Source organism: Cellulomonas sp. P4_H4, assembly GCF_056400865.1.
In genome coordinates, this window is sequence record NZ_JBFUKL010000004.1 from 104378 (window position 1) to 123754 (window position 19377).

The following is a 19377-nucleotide window of genomic DNA, read 5'->3' on the forward strand; positions in this document are numbered from 1 at the left end:
CAGGTCGTCGCGAACGGAGCGCTTGTCCGGCCCGTGAGAAACTTGTTGGCATCCCCACCTGCGCCACGGAAGGTCCTGTCGTGCCCACGCAAGCCGCCCCACAGCGATCGACGGCGCTCACCGGTTCGGTGCCGCGCCGTGCGACGCAGCTCATCTGGCGCGGGATGCGGTCCCATCCCGGCACGTACCTGGTCGCTGTGGGCACGGCAGGCGCGTTCGGCGTCCTGACGGTCGGAGTCAGCCGGGTGCTGGGCACGATCACCGACCAGGTGGTGGTCCCCGCGATCGCCGGTGACACGGACGCGCAGGCGAACATCTGGTGGGCTGGGGCGGCCATCGCCCTCGTCGCCGTCTCGCTCGCGGTCACCGTCGCGCTCCGCCGCGTCTTCGCGGGCCGCGGCTTCGCCCTGATCCAGGAGGACCACCGCACGGGCGTCACCCGCCAGTACCTGCACCTGCCGATGAGCTGGCACCGCCGGCACCCCACCGGCCAGCTGCTGTCGAACGCGAGCGCCGACGTCGAGGCGGCCACGAACATCTTCAACCCCCTGCCGTTCGCGCTGGGTGTCGCGGTGATGCTCGTCGTGGCCGCTGTGGCTCTGTTCCGGACCGACGTGTGGCTCGCGCTGGCGGCTCTCGTCGTCCTGCCGCTGGCGGTCGTCGCGAACCTGGTGTTCCAGCGCCGGATGTCCCCGGCGGCCATCCGCGCCCAGCAGCTCCGCGCGGACGTCGCCGACATCGCGCACGAGAGCTTCGAGGCCGCAGTGCTGGTCACGTCGTTGGGCACGGCGGCACGCGAGGAGGCACGGTTCGCGCGTCGTGCCGAGCAGCTGCGCGACGCGAACGTCCGCGTCGGCGTCGTGCGGGCGCTCTTCGACCCGGTGATCGACGTCCTGCCCGGCCTGGGCACGCTCCTCGTGCTCGTCGTCGGGACGGTGCAGGTCAGCGCCGGGAACATCGAGACCGGCGACGTCGTCGCGGCCGCCTACCTGCTGACCCTCCTCGCCATCCCCGTCCGGGCGTTCGGCTGGGTGCTCGGCGAGGTCCCTCGTGCGCTCGTCGGCTACGACCGGATCTCGCGGGTGCTCGACGCCCGCAGCGCGCTGCCGCCCGGCGACCGGCCGTGGACGCCTGCGGGTGGCGGCGCACGGGTCGAGCTGCGCGACGTCGGACTGTCGGTCGACCTGCCCGGCGGAGGAGAGCTGGCGCTGCTTCGCGACGTGCGGCTCGACGTCGCGCCTGGCCGGACCGTCGCGATCGTCGGGCCGACGGGTGCGGGCAAGACCACGCTCGTCTCGCTCGTGAGCAGGCTCAGCGACCCGACGAGCGGCACGGTGCTCGTCGACGGCGTGGACCTGCGAGACCTGGCTCCGTCCGACCTCGCCCGGCACGTCGCCCTCGTCTCGCAGTCCACCTTCGTGTTCGAGGACACGGTGCGGGGCAACGTGACCCTCGCGGACGTCGACGAGCCCGGCGGCCCGGACGACGACGCGGTCTGGTCCGCCCTGCGCGTGGCGCGCGTCGACGACGTGGTCCACGCCCTGCCCGGCGGCCTGGACGCCAGGCTGGGGGAGCGCGGCGCCAACCTGTCCGGCGGTCAGCGGCAGCGGCTGGCCCTGGCGCGGGCGCTCGTGCGTCGACCGGCCGTGCTCGTGCTCGACGACGCGACCTCGGCGGTCGACCCGCGCATCGAGCAGGCGATCCTGCGCGGGCTGCGCGGGGACGGCGGCCCGACGGTCCTCCTGGTCGCCTACCGGATGTCGTCGGTGCTGCTCGCGGACGAGGTCGTGCACGTCGAGGGCGGTCGGGTGGTGGACCGCGGCACGCACGAGCAGCTGCTCGCCCGCGACCCGGGGTACCGCGAGCTGGCGACCGCCTACGAGCAGGAGACGGCGCGCCGGGCCGCCGAGTCCGCCGACGAGCTGGCCCTGGACGCGGTCGTCGAGTCGTTCGTGGAGGACCCGGCATGAGCGCGATGGCTCCCGCGAGCTCGCTCGGCGTCCTGGCCACTCTGCGACGCGGCCTCGCGGTCTCCCCGCAGCTGGTCACCGGCTGGAGGATCACGCTCCTGCTGGCCGTGATCGCGTCGCTCGGTCGCGTCCTGGTCCCGATCGCGGTCCAGCAGACCGTGGACACCGGGATCCTCGCGCCGGGCGGACCGGACGTGCAGCGCGTCGTCACCCTCACGAGCATCGCCGCGGTCGGCCTGCTCATCGGTGCCGTCTGCTCGGGGTACGTCAACGTCCGCCTGTTCCGGTCGAGCGAGAGCGGGCTGCTCATGTTGCGTACCCAGGCGTTCCGGCACGTGCACGACCTCTCGGTCCTCACGCAGAACACCGAGCGGCGCGGCTCGCTCGTCTCGCGCGTGACCTCGGACGTCGACACGATCTCTCTGTTCGTTCAGTGGGGCGGGATCATGCTGCTCGTCTCGGTGCTGCAGATCGGCGTCGCGACGGTCCTCATGGCCGTCTACTCCTGGCAGCTGACCCTGATCGTCTGGGCGGGCTTCGTGCCGCTCTTCCTCGCGCTGCGTCCGCTCCAGAAGCGCGTCAACGTGCGGTACACGGTCGTCCGGGAGCGCGTCGGGGCGATGCTCGGCTCGATCTCCGAGGCGGTCGTCGGAGCCGAGACGATCCGGGCGTACGGGGTCGGGGAGCGTACGCAGCGCCGGATCGACGATTCGGTCCGCGCGACGCGTACCGCGATGGTGCGCGCGCAGAACCTGGTGGGCGTCGTGTTCTCCAGCGGCGTGCTGGTCGCGAACCTCGTGCTCGCGGTCGTCGTCGTCGCCGGGACGTACCTGGGCGTCGCGGGGGAGATGTCGGTGGGCAAGCTGCTCGCCTTCCTGTTCCTCGTCCAGCTGTTCACCGGCCCGGTCCAGATGGCGACCGAGGTGCTCAACGAGCTGCAGAACGCCGTCGCGGGCTGGCGTCGGGTGCTCGGAGTGCTCGAGACACCCGTCGAGGTGGTCGACGCCGGCGACGACGGCGTGCCGAGCCCCCGCGGGCCGGCGACGCTCGAGCTGCGCGACGTCGCCTACCACTACCCGGACGGCCCTCCGGTCCTGGTGGACATCGACGTCTCGGTCCCGTCCGGGACGTCCGTCGCGGTCGTCGGCGCGACGGGTTCGGGCAAGACCACGATCGCCAAGCTCGTCGCCCGGTTCATGGACCCCACGTCGGGCGCCGTGCTGCTCGACGGTGTGGACCTGCGCGACATCCCGGTGGACCAGCTGCGCCGCCGCATCGTGCTCGTCCCGCAGGAGGGGTTCCTGTTCGACGGGACGCTCGCGGAGAACATCGCCTACGGGCTGCGTTCCGACGACGACGCCGAGACCGCCCCGGCACACGACGCGCGCGTCCGGGAGGCGGTCGAGGCCCTCGGGCTCGCGGACTGGGTCGACGACCTCGCGGCGGGGCTGGGCACGTCCGTCGGGCAGCGCGGTGAGTCGTTGTCGGCAGGTGAGCGGCAGCTCGTGGCACTGGCGCGTGCGTACCTGGCCGACGCCGACCTGCTCCTGCTCGACGAGGCGACCTCGGCGGTCGACCCGGCGACCGAGGTGCGGATCGCGCGGGCCCTCGACTCGCTCACACGGGGGCGCAGCACCGTCACGATCGCGCACCGGCTGTCCACGGCGGAGGCTGCCGACGCCGTGGTCGTCGTCGACGCGGGGCGCGTGGTCGAGATCGGGCACCACGACGACCTGGTCGCGCGCGAGGGGCACTACGCGGCTCTGCACGCCGCATGGGTGTCGCAGACCCGCTGAGGACGGCGCGCGCAATGCGCGTGCGCGCACATGGGAGGATTCGTGGCGTGTCGTCCGTACCCACCCCCACGCTCGATCCCGCCGTCGCCGAGCGCCTCAGCCGCGACCCGCAGGGGCTCGTCGCGGCGATCGTCCAGCAGCACGATACACGCGAGGTGCTCATGCTCGGCTGGATGGACGACGAGGCGCTGCACCGCACGCTGACCACGGGGCGCGTCGTGTTCTGGAGCCGCTCGCGCCAGGAGTACTGGCGCAAGGGCGACACCTCGGGGCACGCGCAGTACGTCAAGGCGGTCAGCCTCGACTGCGACGGCGACGCCCTCCTGGTGGAGGTCGACCAGGTCGGCGCCGCCTGCCACACCGGCACCCGTTCCTGCTTCGACGCGGGCGGTCCGCTGCCTGCGGTCGTCGGCATGCGCCCGCTCGAGACCGGAGGACTGCGATGAGCACGCCGCCCGTAGCGCCAGCTCACGTGCCCACCCACGTCGCCGCGGCGGAAGTCCCCTGGGGTGGCACGTGGCCGTCGCTCGAGACGTTCCGCGCGCTCGCCGCCGAGCGCCGGGTGATCCCGGTGGTGCGCCGCCTGCTGGCCGACGACGTCACGCCGGTGGGCCTCTACCGCACGCTCGCGGCCGGTCGCCCTGGCACGTTCATCCTCGAGTCGGCCGAGGCCGACGGCACGTGGGACCGCTACTCGTTCGTCGGCGTGCACTCGCGCGCGACGCTCACGGTGCGCGACGGCTCGCCCGTCTGGGTAGGTGACGTCCCGGTCGGCGTCCCGACGCAGGGCGACGCGCTCGACGTGCTGGCGGGCACGCTCGACGCGCTGCGCACCCCCGCGATCGGGGGGCTGCCGCCCCTGACGAGCGGTCTCGTCGGCGCTCTCGGGTGGGACATCGTGCGGCACTGGGAGCCGACGCTGCCCGCGAACGCGCCCGACGAGCTGGGCGTGCCCGAGCTGACGCTGCTGCTGGCCACCGACCTCGCGGTCGTCGACCACCACGACGGTTCGGTCTGGCTCGTCGCGAACGCGATCAACTTCGACGACACCGACGAGCGCGTCGACGACGCGCACGCGGACGCGGTCGGCCGCCTCGACGCGATGCAGGCCCAGCTGCTGCACCCGGTCGAGCCCGGCCTGGCGGTGCTCGCGGACGTCGGCGAGCCCGAGCTGTCGTTCCGCACGAGCCGTGAGGACTTCGAGGACTCGGTCCGCACCGGGCAGGAAGCCATCAGGGACGGTGACGTCTTCCAGGTGGTCCTCTCGCAGCGCCTCGACCTGGACTGCCCGGCGGACCCGATCGACGTCTACCGCGTGCTGCGCACGATCAACCCGAGCCCGTACATGTACTACCTGCAGCTGCAGGACGCGGACGGACGCGACTTCGCGGTCGTCGGCTCGAGCCCGGAGACGCTGGTCAAGGTGACGTCGGGCCGCGTCGTGACGTTCCCGATCGCCGGCTCCCGGCCGCGTGGCGCGACGCCCGAGGAGGACCTGGCGCTGCAGGACGACGTGCTCGCGGACCCGAAGGAGCGCGCCGAGCACATCATGCTGGTCGACTTGTCCCGCAACGACCTCGTCAAGGTGTGCGAGCCGACGAGCGTCGAGGTCGTCGAGTTCATGGCGGTCAAGCGCTACTCGCACATCATGCACATCTGCTCGACCGTCGTCGGCCGGCTCCGCGAGGGGGCCACGGCCCTGCAGACGCTGATGGCGACGTTCCCCGCCGGGACGCTCTCGGGTGCGCCCAAGCCGCGCGCGATCGCGCTCATCGACGAGATCGAGCCGGCCCGTCGAGGCATCTACGGCGGGACGGTCGGCTACTTCGACTTCGCCGGCGACATGGACATGGCCATCGCGATCCGCACGGCGCTCATCCGGGACGGGCGCGCGAGCGTCCAGGCCGGCGGGGGGATCGTCGCCGACTCGGTCCCGGCGCTGGAGTACGAGGAGTCGCGCAACAAGGCGGCCGCCGCGGTTCGCGCCGTCCAGGTCGCCTCCCGTCTGCGGCGCGCGGGCGCGTGAGCGATCCGGCTCGCCGACGGGGCGGTCGCGGCCGGGCCGCGGCCCTGCTCCTGGTGCTCGCGGGCCTGACCGCCGTCACGGTGCTGCCCGTGTGGTTCACGACCTCGGGCTCCACAGCCCTCGAAGGCACGGTCGCGGTCACGGCGGCCGGGACCGACGTGGCTCCTGGCATCCTCGCCGCGGCCGTCGCGATCCTGGCGGCTGCCGCCGCGGTGGGTCTCGTGGGGCGGGTGGGCCGCTGGGTCGTCGCGCTCGTCGTCGCCCTGTGCGGCGTGCTCGTCGTCGCGACGACGGTCTCCGTGCTCGCGGACCCGGCCGCCGCGGTCGCCCCGGTGGTCGCGTCGCTCACCGGCGTGGGGCACCTCTCCGGGTCCGTCTCGACGAGCGCGTGGCCGACCGTCGCGATCGTCGTCGGCGTCCTGGACGTGCTCGCCGCGGTGTGGCTGGTCGTCGCGTCCCGCCGCTGGCCCGGGCCGACACGGCGCTACCAGTCGGACACCCCGACCCGACCGGCCGACGGGGCCGCGCCGGTCGCGGACGAGCGTGCCGACTGGGACGCCCTCAGCCGTGGCGACGACCCGTCCTGACCACGTCCGACGCGACGCGAGCGGCGGTGCGGGCGTTCCGCTGAGGCATCGCCGCGGTCCGCTAGGGTGAGCGCAGAACCGAGCACGAAGGGCACCCACATGGCTGACCGCACTCTCGCGCACAGCGCGCAGAACGTCATCACGACCGAGAAGCTGAACCTGCCGCCGACCGCGGCCCCCACGAACCACGGCAAGACCGTCGCCGCCTGGTTCACCACCTACGCCGTCATCGTGGCGTTCACGGTCGCCGGCCTCGGTGTCGCGTTCGCGCTCACCTGGCTGTTCTGGGCAGGGCTGGGTCTCATCGTCGTGAGCCTGATCGTCGCGCGGCTGCTCGTCGCGGGCGGCTACGGCCAGGGCGGGGCCAGGACTCGCGCGCGCCAGGCGAGCCGCGGCGGCCACTGAGCCTCCGGCCGGCGCCCTGACGCGCCGGTCGAAAAGCCCGGTCCAGCTGGGGTCGTTGCGCCTACGATGACCGGGCAGAGCACCGGTCGCGGGGGCTGGCTGTGTGTGTTCGCGACACTGCCTGCCTCGACGACGTAGCACGGCAGCCCGCGATCCAGGAGGAACGATGTCCACGCCCGACGAGCCGCAGAACCCCTACGACCCGCAGGGCGAGCCGGCACAGCCGCAGGACCCGTCCACCCCGCAGACGCCGCCGCCGACCGACCCGTACGGCGCACCGCCCGTCCCGCCCGCGGCGCCCGCCCCGTACGGCACCCCGCAGTACGGCCAGCCCCAGTACGGCCAGCCCCAGTACGGCTCGCCCCAGTACGGCCAGCCTCAGTACGGCGCCGCCCCGCAGTACGGTGCGTCGCCCTACCAGCCGCAGTACGCACCGGGTCCGCCCCCGAACAACTACCTCGTCTGGGCGATCCTCACCACGATCCTGTGCTGCCTCCCGCTGGGCATCGTCTCGATCGTCTTCTCCTCGCAGGTCAACACCAAGTGGTCGCAGGGCGACTTCGAGGGCGCGCAGAAGTCCTCGATCCGTGCGCGCCAGTTCGCGATGTGGAGCGCGATCGCGCTCGGCATCGGCGTCGTCCTGTACTTCATCCTGATCGCCATCGTCTTCGCCACCGGGTCCGGCACGGGCTCGACCTACTGACGTCGTGCGGTCCACCGATGCGGATGCCGGAGTCACCGACGACGTGCTGGTGACGCCGACACCCGCGCCGCCGCAGCTCGTCCGACGACTCGCGGGGCCCGTCGCCGTGGCCGTCGCCGCAAGCGTCGGGCTGGCGACGCTGGCACTCGTCGATCCGCACCAGGCCGGCCACTATCCGACGTGCCCGTTCCTCTGGCTCACCGGTCTCTACTGTCCGGGCTGCGGCTCGTTGCGTGCACTGCACGATCTCGCCGTGGTCGATCTTGCGGGCGCCTGGGGCATGAACCCGCTCCTGGTGGTCGCGCTGCCGCTCCTGCTCGTGAGCTGGCTGGCCTGGGCCCGGCGCTCCGTCACCGGTGCGCCACGCCGCCTGGCGCACCCCGCCTGGATCTGGGCGACTCTCGCCCTCGTCCTCGTCTACTGGGTCGCCAGGAACGTGCCCGCACTGGCGCCCTGGCTGGCGCCGTGACCGTGATGACGGGCTGATCGCGCGAGCCTCGTGCGGGTCGTCCTGGTTGGGGCCGGCTGACGCCCGGCGCCCGTGGCGAGTCGGCCGAAACCCCAGTCCAGCGGGGGTCTCTGCGCCTACGATGACCGGACACAGCACCGGTCGCTGGGGGCTGGCCGTGCGCGCTCGCGACACCGCCTGCGCCGAGCATCCTGGCAGCCCGCGATCCTGGAGGAACGATGTCCACGCCCGACGAGCCGCAGAACCCCTACGACCCGCAGGGCGAGCCGACGCGGCCGCAGGAACCGTCCACCCCCCAGACACCGGCACCCGACCCCTACGGCACTCCGCCTGCCGCTCCCGGCGGCCCGCAGTACCCGCCCGCGGCGCCGCCCTACGGCTCACCCCAGTACGGCCAGCAGCCGCCGTACGGGCAGCCGCAGTACGGCCAGCCACCGCAGCCGCCGCAGTATGGCCAGCCGCCGCAGTACGGGCAGCCGCCGCAACCGTACGGAGCCGCACCGCAGTACGGGCAGGACCCGCTGTACGGAGCACCCGGCTATCCCGGCGCCTACGGCCAGCCCGGGTACCCGGTCGCGAACAAGAACTCGCTCGGCGTCTGGGGCCTGGTCACCGGCATCATCGGCATCTTCCCGTGCTGCAGCATCTTCCTGTTCTCGATCGCTGCGATCGTCCTCGGTGTGCTGGCTCGCAAGGCGGTCCAGCGCGGCGAGGCGAGCAACGCCGGGATGGCGACTGCTGCGCTGGTCCTCGGCATCGTCGGCGTGGTGGCCGGTGTGATCGTCTGGATCGCCAACGCCGCAAGCTTCATGGACGGGTTCCAGGGTGGTTTCACCAGCTACCAGTAGAGACGCCGAGCGTTCGGCGGTGCGCGCGGGCATCCCTCGCGCGCCGCTGATCGTCGGTGCCTCCGTCGCGGCGGGAGTGCTGGTGATCGCCCTGCACGACCCGCACGTCTCCGGCAGCTATGGCGTGTGCCCGCTGGTCGCCCTCACGGGGCTCTGGTGCCCGATGTGCGGCGGCCTGCGGGCGACGCACGACCTGGCCCGCGGCGACCTCGTCGGCGCGTGGAGCATGAACCCGCTGTGGGTCGTCGTCGCCCCGCTCCTGGTCGCCGCCTGGAGCCGGTGGCTCGTGGCAGCACGACGCGGACGCCCGGTGCCGAGCCTGCCGTCGGCGCTGCCGTGGGTCCTGCTCGGTGCCGTGGTGCTGTTCGGCATCCTGCGCAACATCCCTGCGCTCTCGCCGTACCTGGCCCCCTGAACGTCGCGGCAGGTCGCGGGCGTCGGGCGCCTTCCCTGCGGCGGCGTCCCACACTTCGGCTGTGGTCAGGGTCACCTGATCGCCACCTCTACGATGGACTCTGGCCCGAGCCGCTCACATCGGTGTGTGCGGGCTGAGCAGACTGGGGAGAGGGTGAGTCTTCGATGACCGTGCTGGACGACATCATCGCCGGCGTCAGGCAGGACCTGGCTGTCCGCGAGGCAAACACGCCGCTCGCCGTGGTCAAGGAGCAGGCCGACCGTCGGACGTCCGCTCTCGACTGCCTGAACCGGCTGCGTGCCGAGGACGCCGTGCGGGTGATCGCCGAGGTCAAGCGCTCGAGCCCGAGCAAGGGCGCGCTCGCGACGATCAAGGATCCCGCCGCGCTGGCGGCCGAGTACGAGAAGGGCGGCGCCGCCGTCATCTCGGTGCTCACCGAGGAGCGACGGTTCCACGGCTCCCTCGCCGACCTCGACGCGGTCCGCGCACGGGTCGACATCCCGGTGCTCCGCAAGGACTTCGTCGTCACGCCCTACCAGGTCTGGGAGGCGCGAGCGCACGGCGCGGACCTGGTCCTGCTGATCGTCGCCGCGCTCGAGCAGACCGTGCTGGAGTCCCTCGTGGACCGGGTGCACTCGCTCGGCATGACGGCGCTGGTCGAGGTGCACGACACCGAGGAGGTCGCGCGTGCGACCGACGCCGGAGCCCGCGTGATCGGTGTGAACGCGCGTGACCTGCGCTCGCTCGAGGTCGACCGGACCACGTTCGCCCGCGTCGCGCCCAGCATCCCGTCGCACATCATCAAGATCGCCGAGTCGGGAGTGCGCGGCCCGCACGACGTCATGGACTACGCCCGCGCCGGCGCGGACGCGGTGCTCGTCGGCGAGGCGCTGGTGACGGACGACGCCCCGCGCGAGTCCGTCGCGGACCTCGTCGCCGCCGGTTCCCACCCGTCGCTGCGTGCGGTGCGCCAGTGAGTGGTCGTCCGTCGGTCGGGCCGCTGTCCGACAAGCTGCTCGAGGCTGTCGCGGGCGGCCCGCTCTCCACGCACGCCGGACCCTACTTCGGTGAGTTCGGCGGGCGGTTCGTGCCGGAGGCGCTCATCGCGGCCCTCGACGAGCTCGACACCGAGTACCACAAGGCTCTGACCGACCCGGCGTTCGGGCGCGAGCTGGCCCGGCTGCACCGCACGTACACGGGCCGTCCGAGCCCGCTCACCGAGGTCCCACGGTTCGCCAAGCACGTGGCCGAGGGCGTCCGGGTGTTCCTCAAGCGTGAGGACCTCAACCACACGGGCTCGCACAAGATCAACAACGTGCTCGGGCAGGCGCTGCTGGTCAAGCGCATGGGCAAGACGCGCGTGATTGCCGAGACGGGTGCGGGCCAGCACGGCGTGGCCACAGCGACCGCCGCCGCGCTCCTGGACCTCGAGTGCACCGTGTACATGGGCGAGGAGGACACCCGTCGCCAGGCCCTGAACGTGGCGCGCATGCGCCTGCTCGGTGCCGAGGTGATCCCGGTGACCATCGGGACCCGCACGCTCAAGGACGCGATCAACGAGGCCCTGCGCGACTGGGTGGCCAACGTCGAGACGACGCACTACCTGCTCGGTACCGTCACCGGCCCCCACCCGTTCCCGGAGATGGTGCGCGACTTCCACAAGATCATCGGCGAGGAGGCCAAGGCCCAGCTCCTCGAGGAGATCGGCCGGCTGCCCGACGCCGTGGCGGCGTGCGTCGGCGGGGGATCGAACGCGATGGGCATCTTCAACGCGTTCCTCGACGACCCGGACGTCCGGTTGTTCGGCTTCGAGGCGGGTGGCGAGGGCATCTCCTCCGGCCGCCACGCCGCGCGCTTCTCCGGCGGCGAGCCCGGCGTGCTGCACGGCGCCAAGTCCTACCTGCTGCAGGACGACGACGGCCAGACGCTGCCGAGCCACTCGGTGTCCGCCGGCCTCGACTACCCGAGCGTCGGCCCCGAGCACGCCTGGCTGCACGACATCGGTCGCGCCGACTACCGCCCGGTGACCGACGTAGAGGCCATGGACGCGTTCCGCATCCTGTGCCGCACCGAGGGCATCATCCCGGCGATCGAGTCGGCGCACGCCCTCGCGGGCGCGATCCAGCTCGGCCCGGAGCTCGCGGGATGGACCGGCGACGACGGCCACGAGCCGGTGCTGCTGATCAACCTGTCGGGTCGTGGGGACAAGGACGTGGCCACCGCCGCAGCGTGGTTCGACCTGATCGACGACGAGCCCGTCGTCCTCGCCGACCAGGGGGAGCAGCTATGACGCCGGTCGCCGTGCGCTCGCAGGTCGGGGAGCACCTCGACGGGCTCGGCCGTTCCGGCCTCATCGGCTACCTGCCGGTCGGCTACCCGAACGTCGCCGGCTCGGTCGACGCGGTCCGGACGATGATCGACGCCGGTGCCGACGTCGTCGAGCTGGGGGTCCCGTACAGCGACCCGGTCATGGACGGCCCGATCATCCAGCAGGCCGTCGACGCGGCGCTGGCCGGGGGAACCAAGGTGCGCGACACGATCCGTGCGGTCGAGCAGGTCTCCGGTCGTGGGGCGCCGATCCTCGTCATGACGTACTGGAACCTCGTGCTTCGCTACGGCGTCGACGCGTTCGCGCGCGACCTCGCCTCGGCGGGCGGTGCCGGGCTGATCACGCCGGACCTGATCCCCGACGAGGCTGCCGACTGGATCGCGGCCTCTGACGCCCACGGGCTCGACCGCGTGTTCCTGGTCGCTCCGAGCTCCACGCCCGAGCGGCTGGCGTCGACGAGCGCTGCCTCGCGCGGCTTCGTCTACGCCGCGTCGACGATGGGCGTCACGGGCGAGCGGACCACGCTCGGCAACCGCGCCGAGCAGCTGGTCGCGGACACCCGTGCGGCCGGCGCGGAGCGCGTCTGCGTCGGCGTGGGCGTCTCGACCCCCGAGCAGGCCGCTCAGGTGGCGCGGTACGCCGACGGCGTGATCGTCGGCTCGGCTCTGGTCCGTGTGCTGGTGAACGCCTCGGACGAGGCGGCCGGCCTCGCGGAGCTCGCCCGACTCACCACGGCTCTCGCAGACGGTGTGAGGTCGGCCCGATGACCGCACTGCTCCCCGGCGCGATCCCGAGCCCGTCCCAGGGCGTCTGGTACCTCGGCCCGTTCCCGGTGCGCGCGTACGCCTTCGCGATCCTGCTCGGCATCCTCGCGGCGCTCTGGATGACCCGACGCCGCTGGGTGGAACGCGGTGGCGAGGCCGACACCGTGCTGGAGATCTCGTTCTGGGCGGTGCCCTTCGGCATCCTCGGCGGCCGGATCTACCACGTGATCACCTCGCCGCAGGCGTACTTCGGCGAGGGCGGTGAGCCGCTCAAGGCGCTCTACATCTGGGAGGGCGGCCTCGGCATCTGGGGAGCCGTGGCGCTCGGAGCGGTCGGTGCCTGGATCGGGTGCCGGCGTCAGGGCGTGCGGCTCGCACCGTTCGCGGACGCTCTCGCGCCCGGCCTGCTCGTGGCGCAGGGCATCGGGCGCCTCGGCAACTGGTTCAACCAGGAGCTCTTCGGCGGTCCGACGACACTGCCGTGGGGACTGCGCATCGACGACGCCCACCTGCCTGCCGGCGCGGTCTCGGGCACGCTGTTCCACCCGACGTTCCTGTACGAGATGCTCTGGAACTTCGCGGGCGCTGCGCTGCTCATCTGGCTCGACCGCCGCTACAAGCTCGGCTACGGCCGTGTCTTCTGGCTGTACGTCGTGGTCTACACCACGGGTCGCCTCTGGATCGAGCTCCTGCGCATCGACCCGGCGAACCACATCCTCGGCGTTCGCCTCAACGTCTGGACGTCGATCATCGTCGGCGTCGGTGCGCTGGTAGCGTTCATCGTGGTCGGGCGCCGGCACCCAGGACGTGATACGACCCTCCTGCTGGCACCCCCGACCGTGCAGGACGACGAGGAGATCGCGACCGACCCGCCCGCAGACCCGCGGGAAGCCGGGAGCACTTCTCAGCTCTGACGATGCGCGTGGCCCGTGTGCCGCGCTGTATCGTCGCCACACCTCTGGGCCGACGGCGTCCCACGTACACCCCCATGTTCGTGCTATTTCCCCGACCGCCGGGGACCGTGAGGACGGTGCAGATGTCGACGACGCCCGTGAGCCCTGGCGCGCTGCGCGCGCCATCGCCGCAGGGTCTCTACGACCCCGCCGCCGAGCACGACGCGTGCGGTTTCGCGTTCGTTGCCACGCTGCGCGGCACGCCCGGCAGGGACATCGTCGACGCCGGTCTGACGGCCCTCCTGAACCTCGACCACCGCGGTGCCGTGGGCGCCGAGGAGGACAGCGGTGACGGCGCGGGCATCCTCACGCAGATCCCGGACGCGTTCCTGCGGGACGTCGTCGACGCCGAGCTGCCTCCCGCCGGCTTCTACGCGATCGGCATGGCGTTCCTGCCGGTCGACGAGATCGAGCAGCGGGTCGCGGTGACCGCGATCGAGTCGATCGCGGCCGAGGAGAAGCTCGACGTCCTCGCGTGGCGCGAGGTCGTCGTCACGGCCGACCTCGTCGGCCCCACGGCGCGCGCCTCGATGCCGGTCTTCCGTCAGCTCGTCGTCGCCGACCCGTCGCGGGAGCTCTCGGGCCTCGAGCTCGACCGCCGCGCCTACCGGCTGCGCAAGCGCGCCGAGCGTGAGCACGGCCTCTACTTCGCGTCGCTGTCGGCGCGCACGATCGCGTACAAGGGCATGCTGACCACGGGCCAGCTGGAGCCGTTCTTCGCGGACCTGTCGGACCCGCGGTATGCCTCTGAGATCGCGCTCGTGCACTCGCGCTTCTCGACCAACACCTTCCCGTCCTGGCCGCTCGCGCAGCCGTTCCGCATGGTCGCGCACAACGGCGAGATCAACACGGTGCGCGGCAACCGCAACTGGATCGCGGCCCGCGAGGGCACGCTGGCGAGCGAAGAGCTGGGTGACCTCGCCCCCTTGCTGCCCGTGTGCACGCCGGGTGGGTCGGACTCGGGCAGCTTCGACGAGGTGCTCGAGCTCCTGCACCTGTCGGGTCGCACGCTGCCGCACGCGGTCATGATGATGATCCCGGAGGCGTGGGAGAACCACGCCCAGATGGACCCCGCCCGGCGTGCGTTCTACGAGTACCACTCGACGCTCATGGAGCCGTGGGACGGGCCCGCGGCGATGACGTTCACCGACGGCACCCTGATCGGCTCGGTGCAGGACCGCAACGGGCTGCGTCCCGGCCGGTACTGGGTCACCGAGGACGGGCTCGTGGTCTGCGCGTCCGAGGCCGGCGTGCTCGACATCGACCCCGCGACCGTCGTCGCGAAGGGCCGTCTCGAGCCCGGCCGCATGTTCCTCGTCGACACCGGCAAGGGCCGGATCATCGACGACCAGGAGATCAAGTCCACGCTCGCGGCGCAGCGGCCCTACGCCGAGTGGGTCCGCGACAACTCGGTGTACCTCGCGCAGCTGCCCGAGCGCGAGCACGTCGCGCACTCCGCGGCCTCGGTCCGGCGTCGCCAGCGCGCCTTCGGGTACACCGAGGAAGAGCTGAAGATCCTGCTCAGCCCGATGGCCGCGGCCGGCGCCGAGCCGCTCGGCGCGATGGGTTCGGACACGCCGGTCGCGGTGCTCTCGAGCCGCCCGAGGTTGCTGTTCGACTACTTCACGCAGATGTTCGCGCAGGTCACCAACCCGCCGCTGGACGCCATCCGTGAGGAGCTGGTCACCGCCATCGGCGGCGCGATCGGCCCGGAGCCGAACCTCCTCGAGGACGGCCCGGGGCACGCCCGCAAGCTGATCCTGCCGTTCCCGGTGATCGACAACGACCAGCTGGCCAAGATCGTGCACGTCGCCAAGGAGCCGTCGCTCGGGTTCCGCTCGACCACCATCCGGGGCCTGTACAAGGTCAGCGGCGGGGGAGAGGCGCTCGAAGCTCGTCTCGACGAGATCTTCGCCGAGGTCGACGCTGCCGTGGCGGACGGCGTGAGCTTCCTGGTCCTCTCGGACCGGAACTCGGACGCCGACCTGGCGCCCATCCCGTCGCTGCTGCTGCTGAGCGCCGTGCACCACCACACGCTGCGTCGGCACACGAGGACGCAGATCTCGCTGGTCGTCGAGGCGGGCGACGTGCGCGAGGTGCACCACGTCGCGCTCCTGATCGGCTACGGCGCCGCGGCGGTGAACCCGTACCTCGCCATGGAGACCGTCGAGGACCTGGCCCGCTCGGGCTACCTGCCGGGCGTCGGGCCCGAGAAGGCCGTCGCCAACCTCATCAAGGCGCTCGGCAAGGGCGTCCTGAAGGTCATGTCGAAGATGGGCATCTCCACCATCGCCTCCTATCGGGGCGCTCAGGTGTTCGAGGCCATCGGCCTGTCCCAGCCTCTGGTGGACCGGTACTTCACCGGCACGACGAGCCGCCTCGGCGGCATCGGGCTCGACGTCATCGCGGCGGAGGTGGCGGCCCGGCACGCCGACGCCTACCCGGCGAGCGGCAACCGCCAGGCGCACCTGCGTCTCGCGGTCGGTGGTGAGTACCAGTGGCGTCGCGACGGCGAGGACCACCTGTTCGACCCTGAGACCGTCTTCCGCCTGCAGCACTCGACGCGCACGCGGCAGTACGACATCTTCCAGCAGTACACGAGCCGGGTGGACGAGCAGTCGTCGCGGCTCATGACGCTGCGCGGCCTGCTGGCGTTCAAGGACGGCGCACGCACGCCCGTCCCGCTCGACGAGGTCGAGCCCGTCAGCGAGATCGTCAAGCGGTTCAACACCGGGGCGATGTCGTACGGCTCCATCTCGGCGGAGGCGCACGAGACGCTGGCCGTCGCGATGAACAGCATCGGCGCCAAGTCGAACACCGGTGAGGGCGGCGAGGACGCCGAGCGCCTGCACGACCCGCAGCGTCGCTCGGCCATCAAGCAGATCGCCTCGGGCCGCTTCGGCGTGACCAGCGAGTACCTGACCAACGCCGACGACATCCAGATCAAGCTCGCCCAGGGCGCCAAGCCGGGCGAGGGTGGCCAGCTGCCCGGTCACAAGGTCTACCCGTGGGTCGCCAAGACGCGGCACTCGACGCCCGGCGTGGGCCTCATCTCGCCGCCGCCGCACCACGACATCTACTCGATCGAGGACCTGGCGCAGCTGATCCACGACGCCAAGAACGCGAACCCGAGAGCGCGCATCCACACGAAGCTTGTCAGCGAGTTCGGCGTCGGCACCATCGCCGCGGGCGTGGCCAAGGCGCACTCGGACGTCGTCCTGATCTCGGGTCACGACGGCGGCACCGGCGCCTCGCCGCTGACGTCCCTCAAGCACGCGGGCACCCCGTGGGAGATCGGCCTCGCCGAGACCCAGCAGACGCTCGTGCTCAACAACCTGCGCGACCGGGTCGTCGTCCAGGTCGACGGCCAGCTCAAGACCGGCCGCGACGTCCTCATCGGCGCGCTCCTGGGCGCCGAGGAGTTCGGCTTCGCGACGGCCCCGCTCGTCGTCTCGGGCTGCATCATGATGCGCGTCTGCCACCTCGACACCTGTCCGGTCGGCGTCGCCACCCAGAACCCCGAGCTGCGCGCGCGCTTCACCGGGAAGCCGGAGTTCGTCGTCACGTTCATGGAGTTCATCGCCCAGGAGGTCCGCGAGCTGCTCGCGCAGCTGGGCTTCCGGACGCTGCTCGAGGCCGTCGGACACGTCGAGCTCCTGGACACCCGCGCGGCCATCGACCACTGGAAGGCCGAGGGCCTCGACCTGTCGCCCGTGCTCGCGGTGCCGTCGCCGGTCGCCGGGACCGAGCTGCACCAGACCAAGCTGCAGGACCACGGTCTGGACCGCGCGCTCGACAACCGACTGATCGCGCTGGCCGAGGACGCCCTCGAGGGTCGTGCACCCGTGCGGATCGCCCTGCCCGTGCGCAACGTCAACCGGACGGTCGGCACCATGCTCGGCCACGAGGTGACCAAGCGGTACGGCGGTGCGGGCCTGCCCGCCGACACGATCGACGTCACGCTCACGGGCTCGGCCGGCCAGTCGTTCGGTGCGTTCCTGCCCAGCGGCATCACGCTGCGGCTGTTCGGCGACGCCAACGACTACGTCGGCAAGGGCCTCTCGGGTGGGCGGATCGCGATCCGGCCCGACCGCAACGCGGTGCTCTCCTCGCAGCACAACGTGGTCGCAGGCAACGTCATCGGCTACGGCGCCACGACCGGCCAGATCTTCCTGCGCGGTCTCGTCGGCGAGCGGTTCGGCGTCCGGAACTCGGGCGCCACGCTCGTGGTCGAGGGCGTCGGCGACCACGGCTGCGAGTACATGACTGGCGGCACCGTCCTGGTGCTCGGCCGGACGGGTCGCAACTTCGGTGCCGGCATGTCGGGCGGCTCCGCCTACGTGCTCGACCTCGTGCCCGCACTCGTGAACGTCGACGCGGTGCGGTCCAACGAGATCGCTCTGGACCCGCTGGACGACGAGGACGCCGCTCTCGTGGAGCAGCTCCTGCGCACGCACATCGAGGAGACCGGCTCGCCCGTCGCGGCCGAGCTGCTCGAGGACTTCCCCCAGGCGCTGGCGCGGTTCACGCGTCTGCTGCCCACCGAGTACGCCCGCGTCCGTCGTGCGCTCGCGCAGGCCGAGGCCGATGGTCTCGACCCCGCAGCGCCCGGCGTGTGGGACACGATCCTGGAGGTGGCCCGTGGCTGACCCCCGCGGCTTCCTCAAGGTCCGCGACCGTGAGCTCCCGCCGAACCGGCCCGTCGAGATCCGCCTGCGGGACTGGGCGGACGTGCACGAGCACCTGCAGGAGGGGCAGCCCTACCTCAAGGAGCAGGCCGGCCGCTGCATGGACTGCGGGATCCCGTTCTGCCACAACGGCTGCCCGCTCGGGAACCTGATCCCCGAGTGGAACGACCTGGTGTGGCGCGGGCAGTGGTCCGACGCGATCGACCGCCTGCACGCGACGAACAACTTCCCGGAGTTCACGGGTCGGATCTGCCCCGCTCCGTGCGAGTCGAGCTGCGTGCTGGGCATCAACCAGCCGGCCGTGACCATCAAGAACATCGAGGTCTCGATCATCGACGAGGCGTTCGACCAGGGTCTGGTCACGCCGCAGGTGCCGCAGAGGCTCACGGGTCACACGGTCGCCGTCGTCGGTTCCGGTCCCGCCGGCCTCGCCGCGGCCCAGCAGCTGACGCGCGCGGGCCACACGGTCGCCGTGTACGAGCGGGACGACGCCATCGGCGGCCTGCTGCGGTACGGCGTGCCGGACTTCAAGCTCGAGAAGATCCACATCGACCGCCGGCTCGAGCAGATGGAGGCGGAGGGCACACGTTTCCGTCCCGGGGTCGAGGTCGGTCGGGACGTGACGTGGCCGCAGCTGCAGGCGCGGTACGACGCGATCGTCATCGCGACCGGCGCCACCGTGCCGCGCGAGCTCGCGGTCCCGGGCAAGGAGCTCACCGGCGTCTACCCGGCGATGGAGTTCCTGCACCAGGCCAACGCGGTCGCGGCGGGCAAGGCCGTGACCGACCAGGTCACCGCGACGGGCAAGCACGTCATCATCATCGGCGGTGGCGACACCGGCTCGGACTGCCTCGGTACCGCCCTGCGTCAGGGTGCCGCCTCGGTGACCACGCTGGCGATCGGCAAGCGGCCGCCGGAGGATCGCCCCGAGCACCAGCCGTGGCCGACCGACCCGATCCTGTTCGAAATCTCGTCCTCGCACGCCGAGGGTGGCGACCGCGACTACCTGGCGTCGACCGTCGAGTTCCTCGGTGACGACGCAGGCGCGGTGCGCACGCTCAAGCTGGCGACGACCGAGTACCTGTCGGACGGGCGGCGCGTCCCGAAGGCCGGCACCGAGCGTGAGATCCCGGCCGACCTGGTGCTGGTAGCCATGGGGTTCTCGGGACCGGAGACCACGCCGCTGACCGACCAGATCGGCATCGAGCTCACCCCGCGCGGGCTCGTCACGCGGTCCGACGACTTCGCGACGTCGGTGCCGGGCGTGTTCGTCGCCGGCGACGCCGGGCGCGGCCAGTCACTCATCGTGTGGGCGATCGCCGAGGGCCGTGCTGCGGCCGCCGCGGTCGACACGTATCTCTCGGGCAGCACGGAGCTGCCCTCGCCCGTCACCGCCTCCACAGTGGCGCTGCGGCCATAGACCA

16 protein-coding genes are annotated in these 19377 nt (G+C 72.1%); all 16 read left to right on the forward strand.

Annotation, left to right across the window (positions count from 1 at the left end; translation table 11 throughout):
* Positions 1-164: 164 nt before the first annotated feature.
* The 16 genes from AC1DPN_RS13680 to AC1DPN_RS13755 all read left to right on the forward strand — a co-directional run bounded on the left by AC1DPN_RS13680 (position 165) and on the right by AC1DPN_RS13755 (position 19373).
* Positions 165-1970 (forward strand): ABC transporter ATP-binding protein, encoded by a 1806-nt coding sequence (locus AC1DPN_RS13680; protein ID WP_477085470.1) that lies wholly within the window; start codon positions 165-167, stop codon positions 1968-1970.
* A complete protein-coding gene (locus AC1DPN_RS13685; protein WP_477085311.1) occupies positions 1967-3766 on the forward strand; it encodes an ABC transporter ATP-binding protein in 1800 nt (599 codons plus the stop codon). Before AC1DPN_RS13680 ends, AC1DPN_RS13685 begins: the two co-directional genes overlap by 4 nt.
* A 47-nt stretch (positions 3767-3813) precedes the next feature.
* Positions 3814-4212 (forward strand): phosphoribosyl-AMP cyclohydrolase, encoded by a 399-nt coding sequence (gene hisI, locus AC1DPN_RS13690; RefSeq protein ID WP_477085312.1) that lies wholly within the window; start codon positions 3814-3816, stop codon positions 4210-4212.
* Positions 4209-5792: an anthranilate synthase component I gene (locus tag AC1DPN_RS13695; protein ID WP_477085313.1), complete on the forward strand. Its 1584-nt coding sequence runs from the start codon at positions 4209-4211 to the stop codon at positions 5790-5792. The genes hisI and AC1DPN_RS13695 overlap by 4 nt, the downstream gene beginning before the upstream one ends.
* Complete coding sequence (locus AC1DPN_RS13700; protein WP_477085314.1) at positions 5789-6379, forward strand: Trp biosynthesis-associated membrane protein; 591 nt, start codon at positions 5789-5791, stop codon at positions 6377-6379. Before AC1DPN_RS13695 ends, AC1DPN_RS13700 begins: the two co-directional genes overlap by 4 nt.
* A gap of 99 nt (positions 6380-6478) precedes the next feature.
* Complete coding sequence (locus AC1DPN_RS13705; RefSeq protein WP_477085315.1) at positions 6479-6784, forward strand: HGxxPAAW family protein; 306 nt, start codon at positions 6479-6481, stop codon at positions 6782-6784.
* A 166-nt stretch (positions 6785-6950) separates the two neighbouring features.
* Positions 6951-7487 carry a CD225/dispanin family protein gene (locus tag AC1DPN_RS13710; protein ID WP_477085316.1) on the forward strand — a complete coding sequence of 179 codons (537 nt, stop codon included), beginning with the start codon at positions 6951-6953 and terminating at the stop codon, positions 7485-7487.
* Between the two features lie 4 nt (positions 7488-7491).
* On the forward strand, positions 7492-7956 hold the full coding sequence (locus AC1DPN_RS13715; protein ID WP_477085317.1) for a DUF2752 domain-containing protein: 465 nt from the start codon (positions 7492-7494) through the stop codon (positions 7954-7956).
* Positions 7957-8174: 218 nt separating this feature from the next.
* Complete coding sequence (locus tag AC1DPN_RS13720; protein WP_477085318.1) at positions 8175-8804, forward strand: DUF4190 domain-containing protein; 630 nt, start codon at positions 8175-8177, stop codon at positions 8802-8804.
* A gap of 19 nt (positions 8805-8823) precedes the next feature.
* Positions 8824-9219: a DUF2752 domain-containing protein gene (locus AC1DPN_RS13725; RefSeq protein WP_477085319.1), complete on the forward strand. Its 396-nt coding sequence runs from the start codon at positions 8824-8826 to the stop codon at positions 9217-9219.
* Between the two features lie 164 nt (positions 9220-9383).
* The gene (gene trpC, locus AC1DPN_RS13730) at positions 9384-10196 is read left to right on the forward strand and encodes an indole-3-glycerol phosphate synthase TrpC (RefSeq protein ID WP_477085320.1); all 813 of its coding nucleotides are present in this window, start codon (positions 9384-9386) and stop codon (positions 10194-10196) included.
* On the forward strand, positions 10193-11509 hold the full coding sequence (gene trpB / locus AC1DPN_RS13735) for a tryptophan synthase subunit beta (RefSeq protein WP_477085321.1): 1317 nt from the start codon (positions 10193-10195) through the stop codon (positions 11507-11509). The genes trpC and trpB overlap by 4 nt, the downstream gene beginning before the upstream one ends.
* Positions 11506-12315, forward strand: a complete 810-nt coding sequence (trpA, locus tag AC1DPN_RS13740; protein ID WP_477085322.1) for a tryptophan synthase subunit alpha — start codon at positions 11506-11508, stop codon at positions 12313-12315. The genes trpB and trpA overlap by 4 nt, the downstream gene beginning before the upstream one ends.
* Positions 12312-13226, forward strand: a complete 915-nt coding sequence (gene lgt / locus AC1DPN_RS13745) for a prolipoprotein diacylglyceryl transferase (RefSeq protein ID WP_477085323.1) — start codon at positions 12312-12314, stop codon at positions 13224-13226. The genes trpA and lgt overlap by 4 nt, the downstream gene beginning before the upstream one ends.
* Before the next feature lie 122 nt (positions 13227-13348).
* On the forward strand, positions 13349-17914 hold the full coding sequence (gene gltB, locus AC1DPN_RS13750) for a glutamate synthase large subunit (RefSeq protein WP_477085324.1): 4566 nt from the start codon (positions 13349-13351) through the stop codon (positions 17912-17914).
* Positions 17907-19373 (forward strand): glutamate synthase subunit beta, encoded by a 1467-nt coding sequence (locus AC1DPN_RS13755; protein WP_477085325.1) that lies wholly within the window; start codon positions 17907-17909, stop codon positions 19371-19373. Before gltB ends, AC1DPN_RS13755 begins: the two co-directional genes overlap by 8 nt.
* Positions 19374-19377 lie beyond the last annotated feature (4 nt).

What these genes read in the sequence shown, in the direction of transcription:
- AC1DPN_RS13680 (WP_477085470.1), top strand. Translation starts at nt 165, where the DNA reads ATGCGGTCCCATCCCGGCACGTACCTGGTCGCTGTGGGCACGGCAGGC.
- gltB (WP_477085324.1), top strand. Translation starts at nt 13,349, where the DNA reads ATGTCGACGACGCCCGTGAGCCCTGGCGCGCTGCGCGCGCCATCGCCG.
- trpA (WP_477085322.1), top strand. Translation starts at nt 11,506, where the DNA reads ATGACGCCGGTCGCCGTGCGCTCGCAGGTCGGGGAGCACCTCGACGGG.
- lgt (WP_477085323.1), top strand. Translation starts at nt 12,312, where the DNA reads ATGACCGCACTGCTCCCCGGCGCGATCCCGAGCCCGTCCCAGGGCGTC.
- AC1DPN_RS13705 (WP_477085315.1), top strand. Translation starts at nt 6,479, where the DNA reads ATGGCTGACCGCACTCTCGCGCACAGCGCGCAGAACGTCATCACGACC.
- AC1DPN_RS13685 (WP_477085311.1), top strand. Translation starts at nt 1,967, where the DNA reads ATGAGCGCGATGGCTCCCGCGAGCTCGCTCGGCGTCCTGGCCACTCTG.
- AC1DPN_RS13720 (WP_477085318.1), top strand. Translation starts at nt 8,175, where the DNA reads ATGTCCACGCCCGACGAGCCGCAGAACCCCTACGACCCGCAGGGCGAG.
- AC1DPN_RS13695 (WP_477085313.1), top strand. Translation starts at nt 4,209, where the DNA reads ATGAGCACGCCGCCCGTAGCGCCAGCTCACGTGCCCACCCACGTCGCC.
- AC1DPN_RS13710 (WP_477085316.1), top strand. Translation starts at nt 6,951, where the DNA reads ATGTCCACGCCCGACGAGCCGCAGAACCCCTACGACCCGCAGGGCGAG.
- trpC (WP_477085320.1), top strand. Translation starts at nt 9,384, where the DNA reads ATGACCGTGCTGGACGACATCATCGCCGGCGTCAGGCAGGACCTGGCT.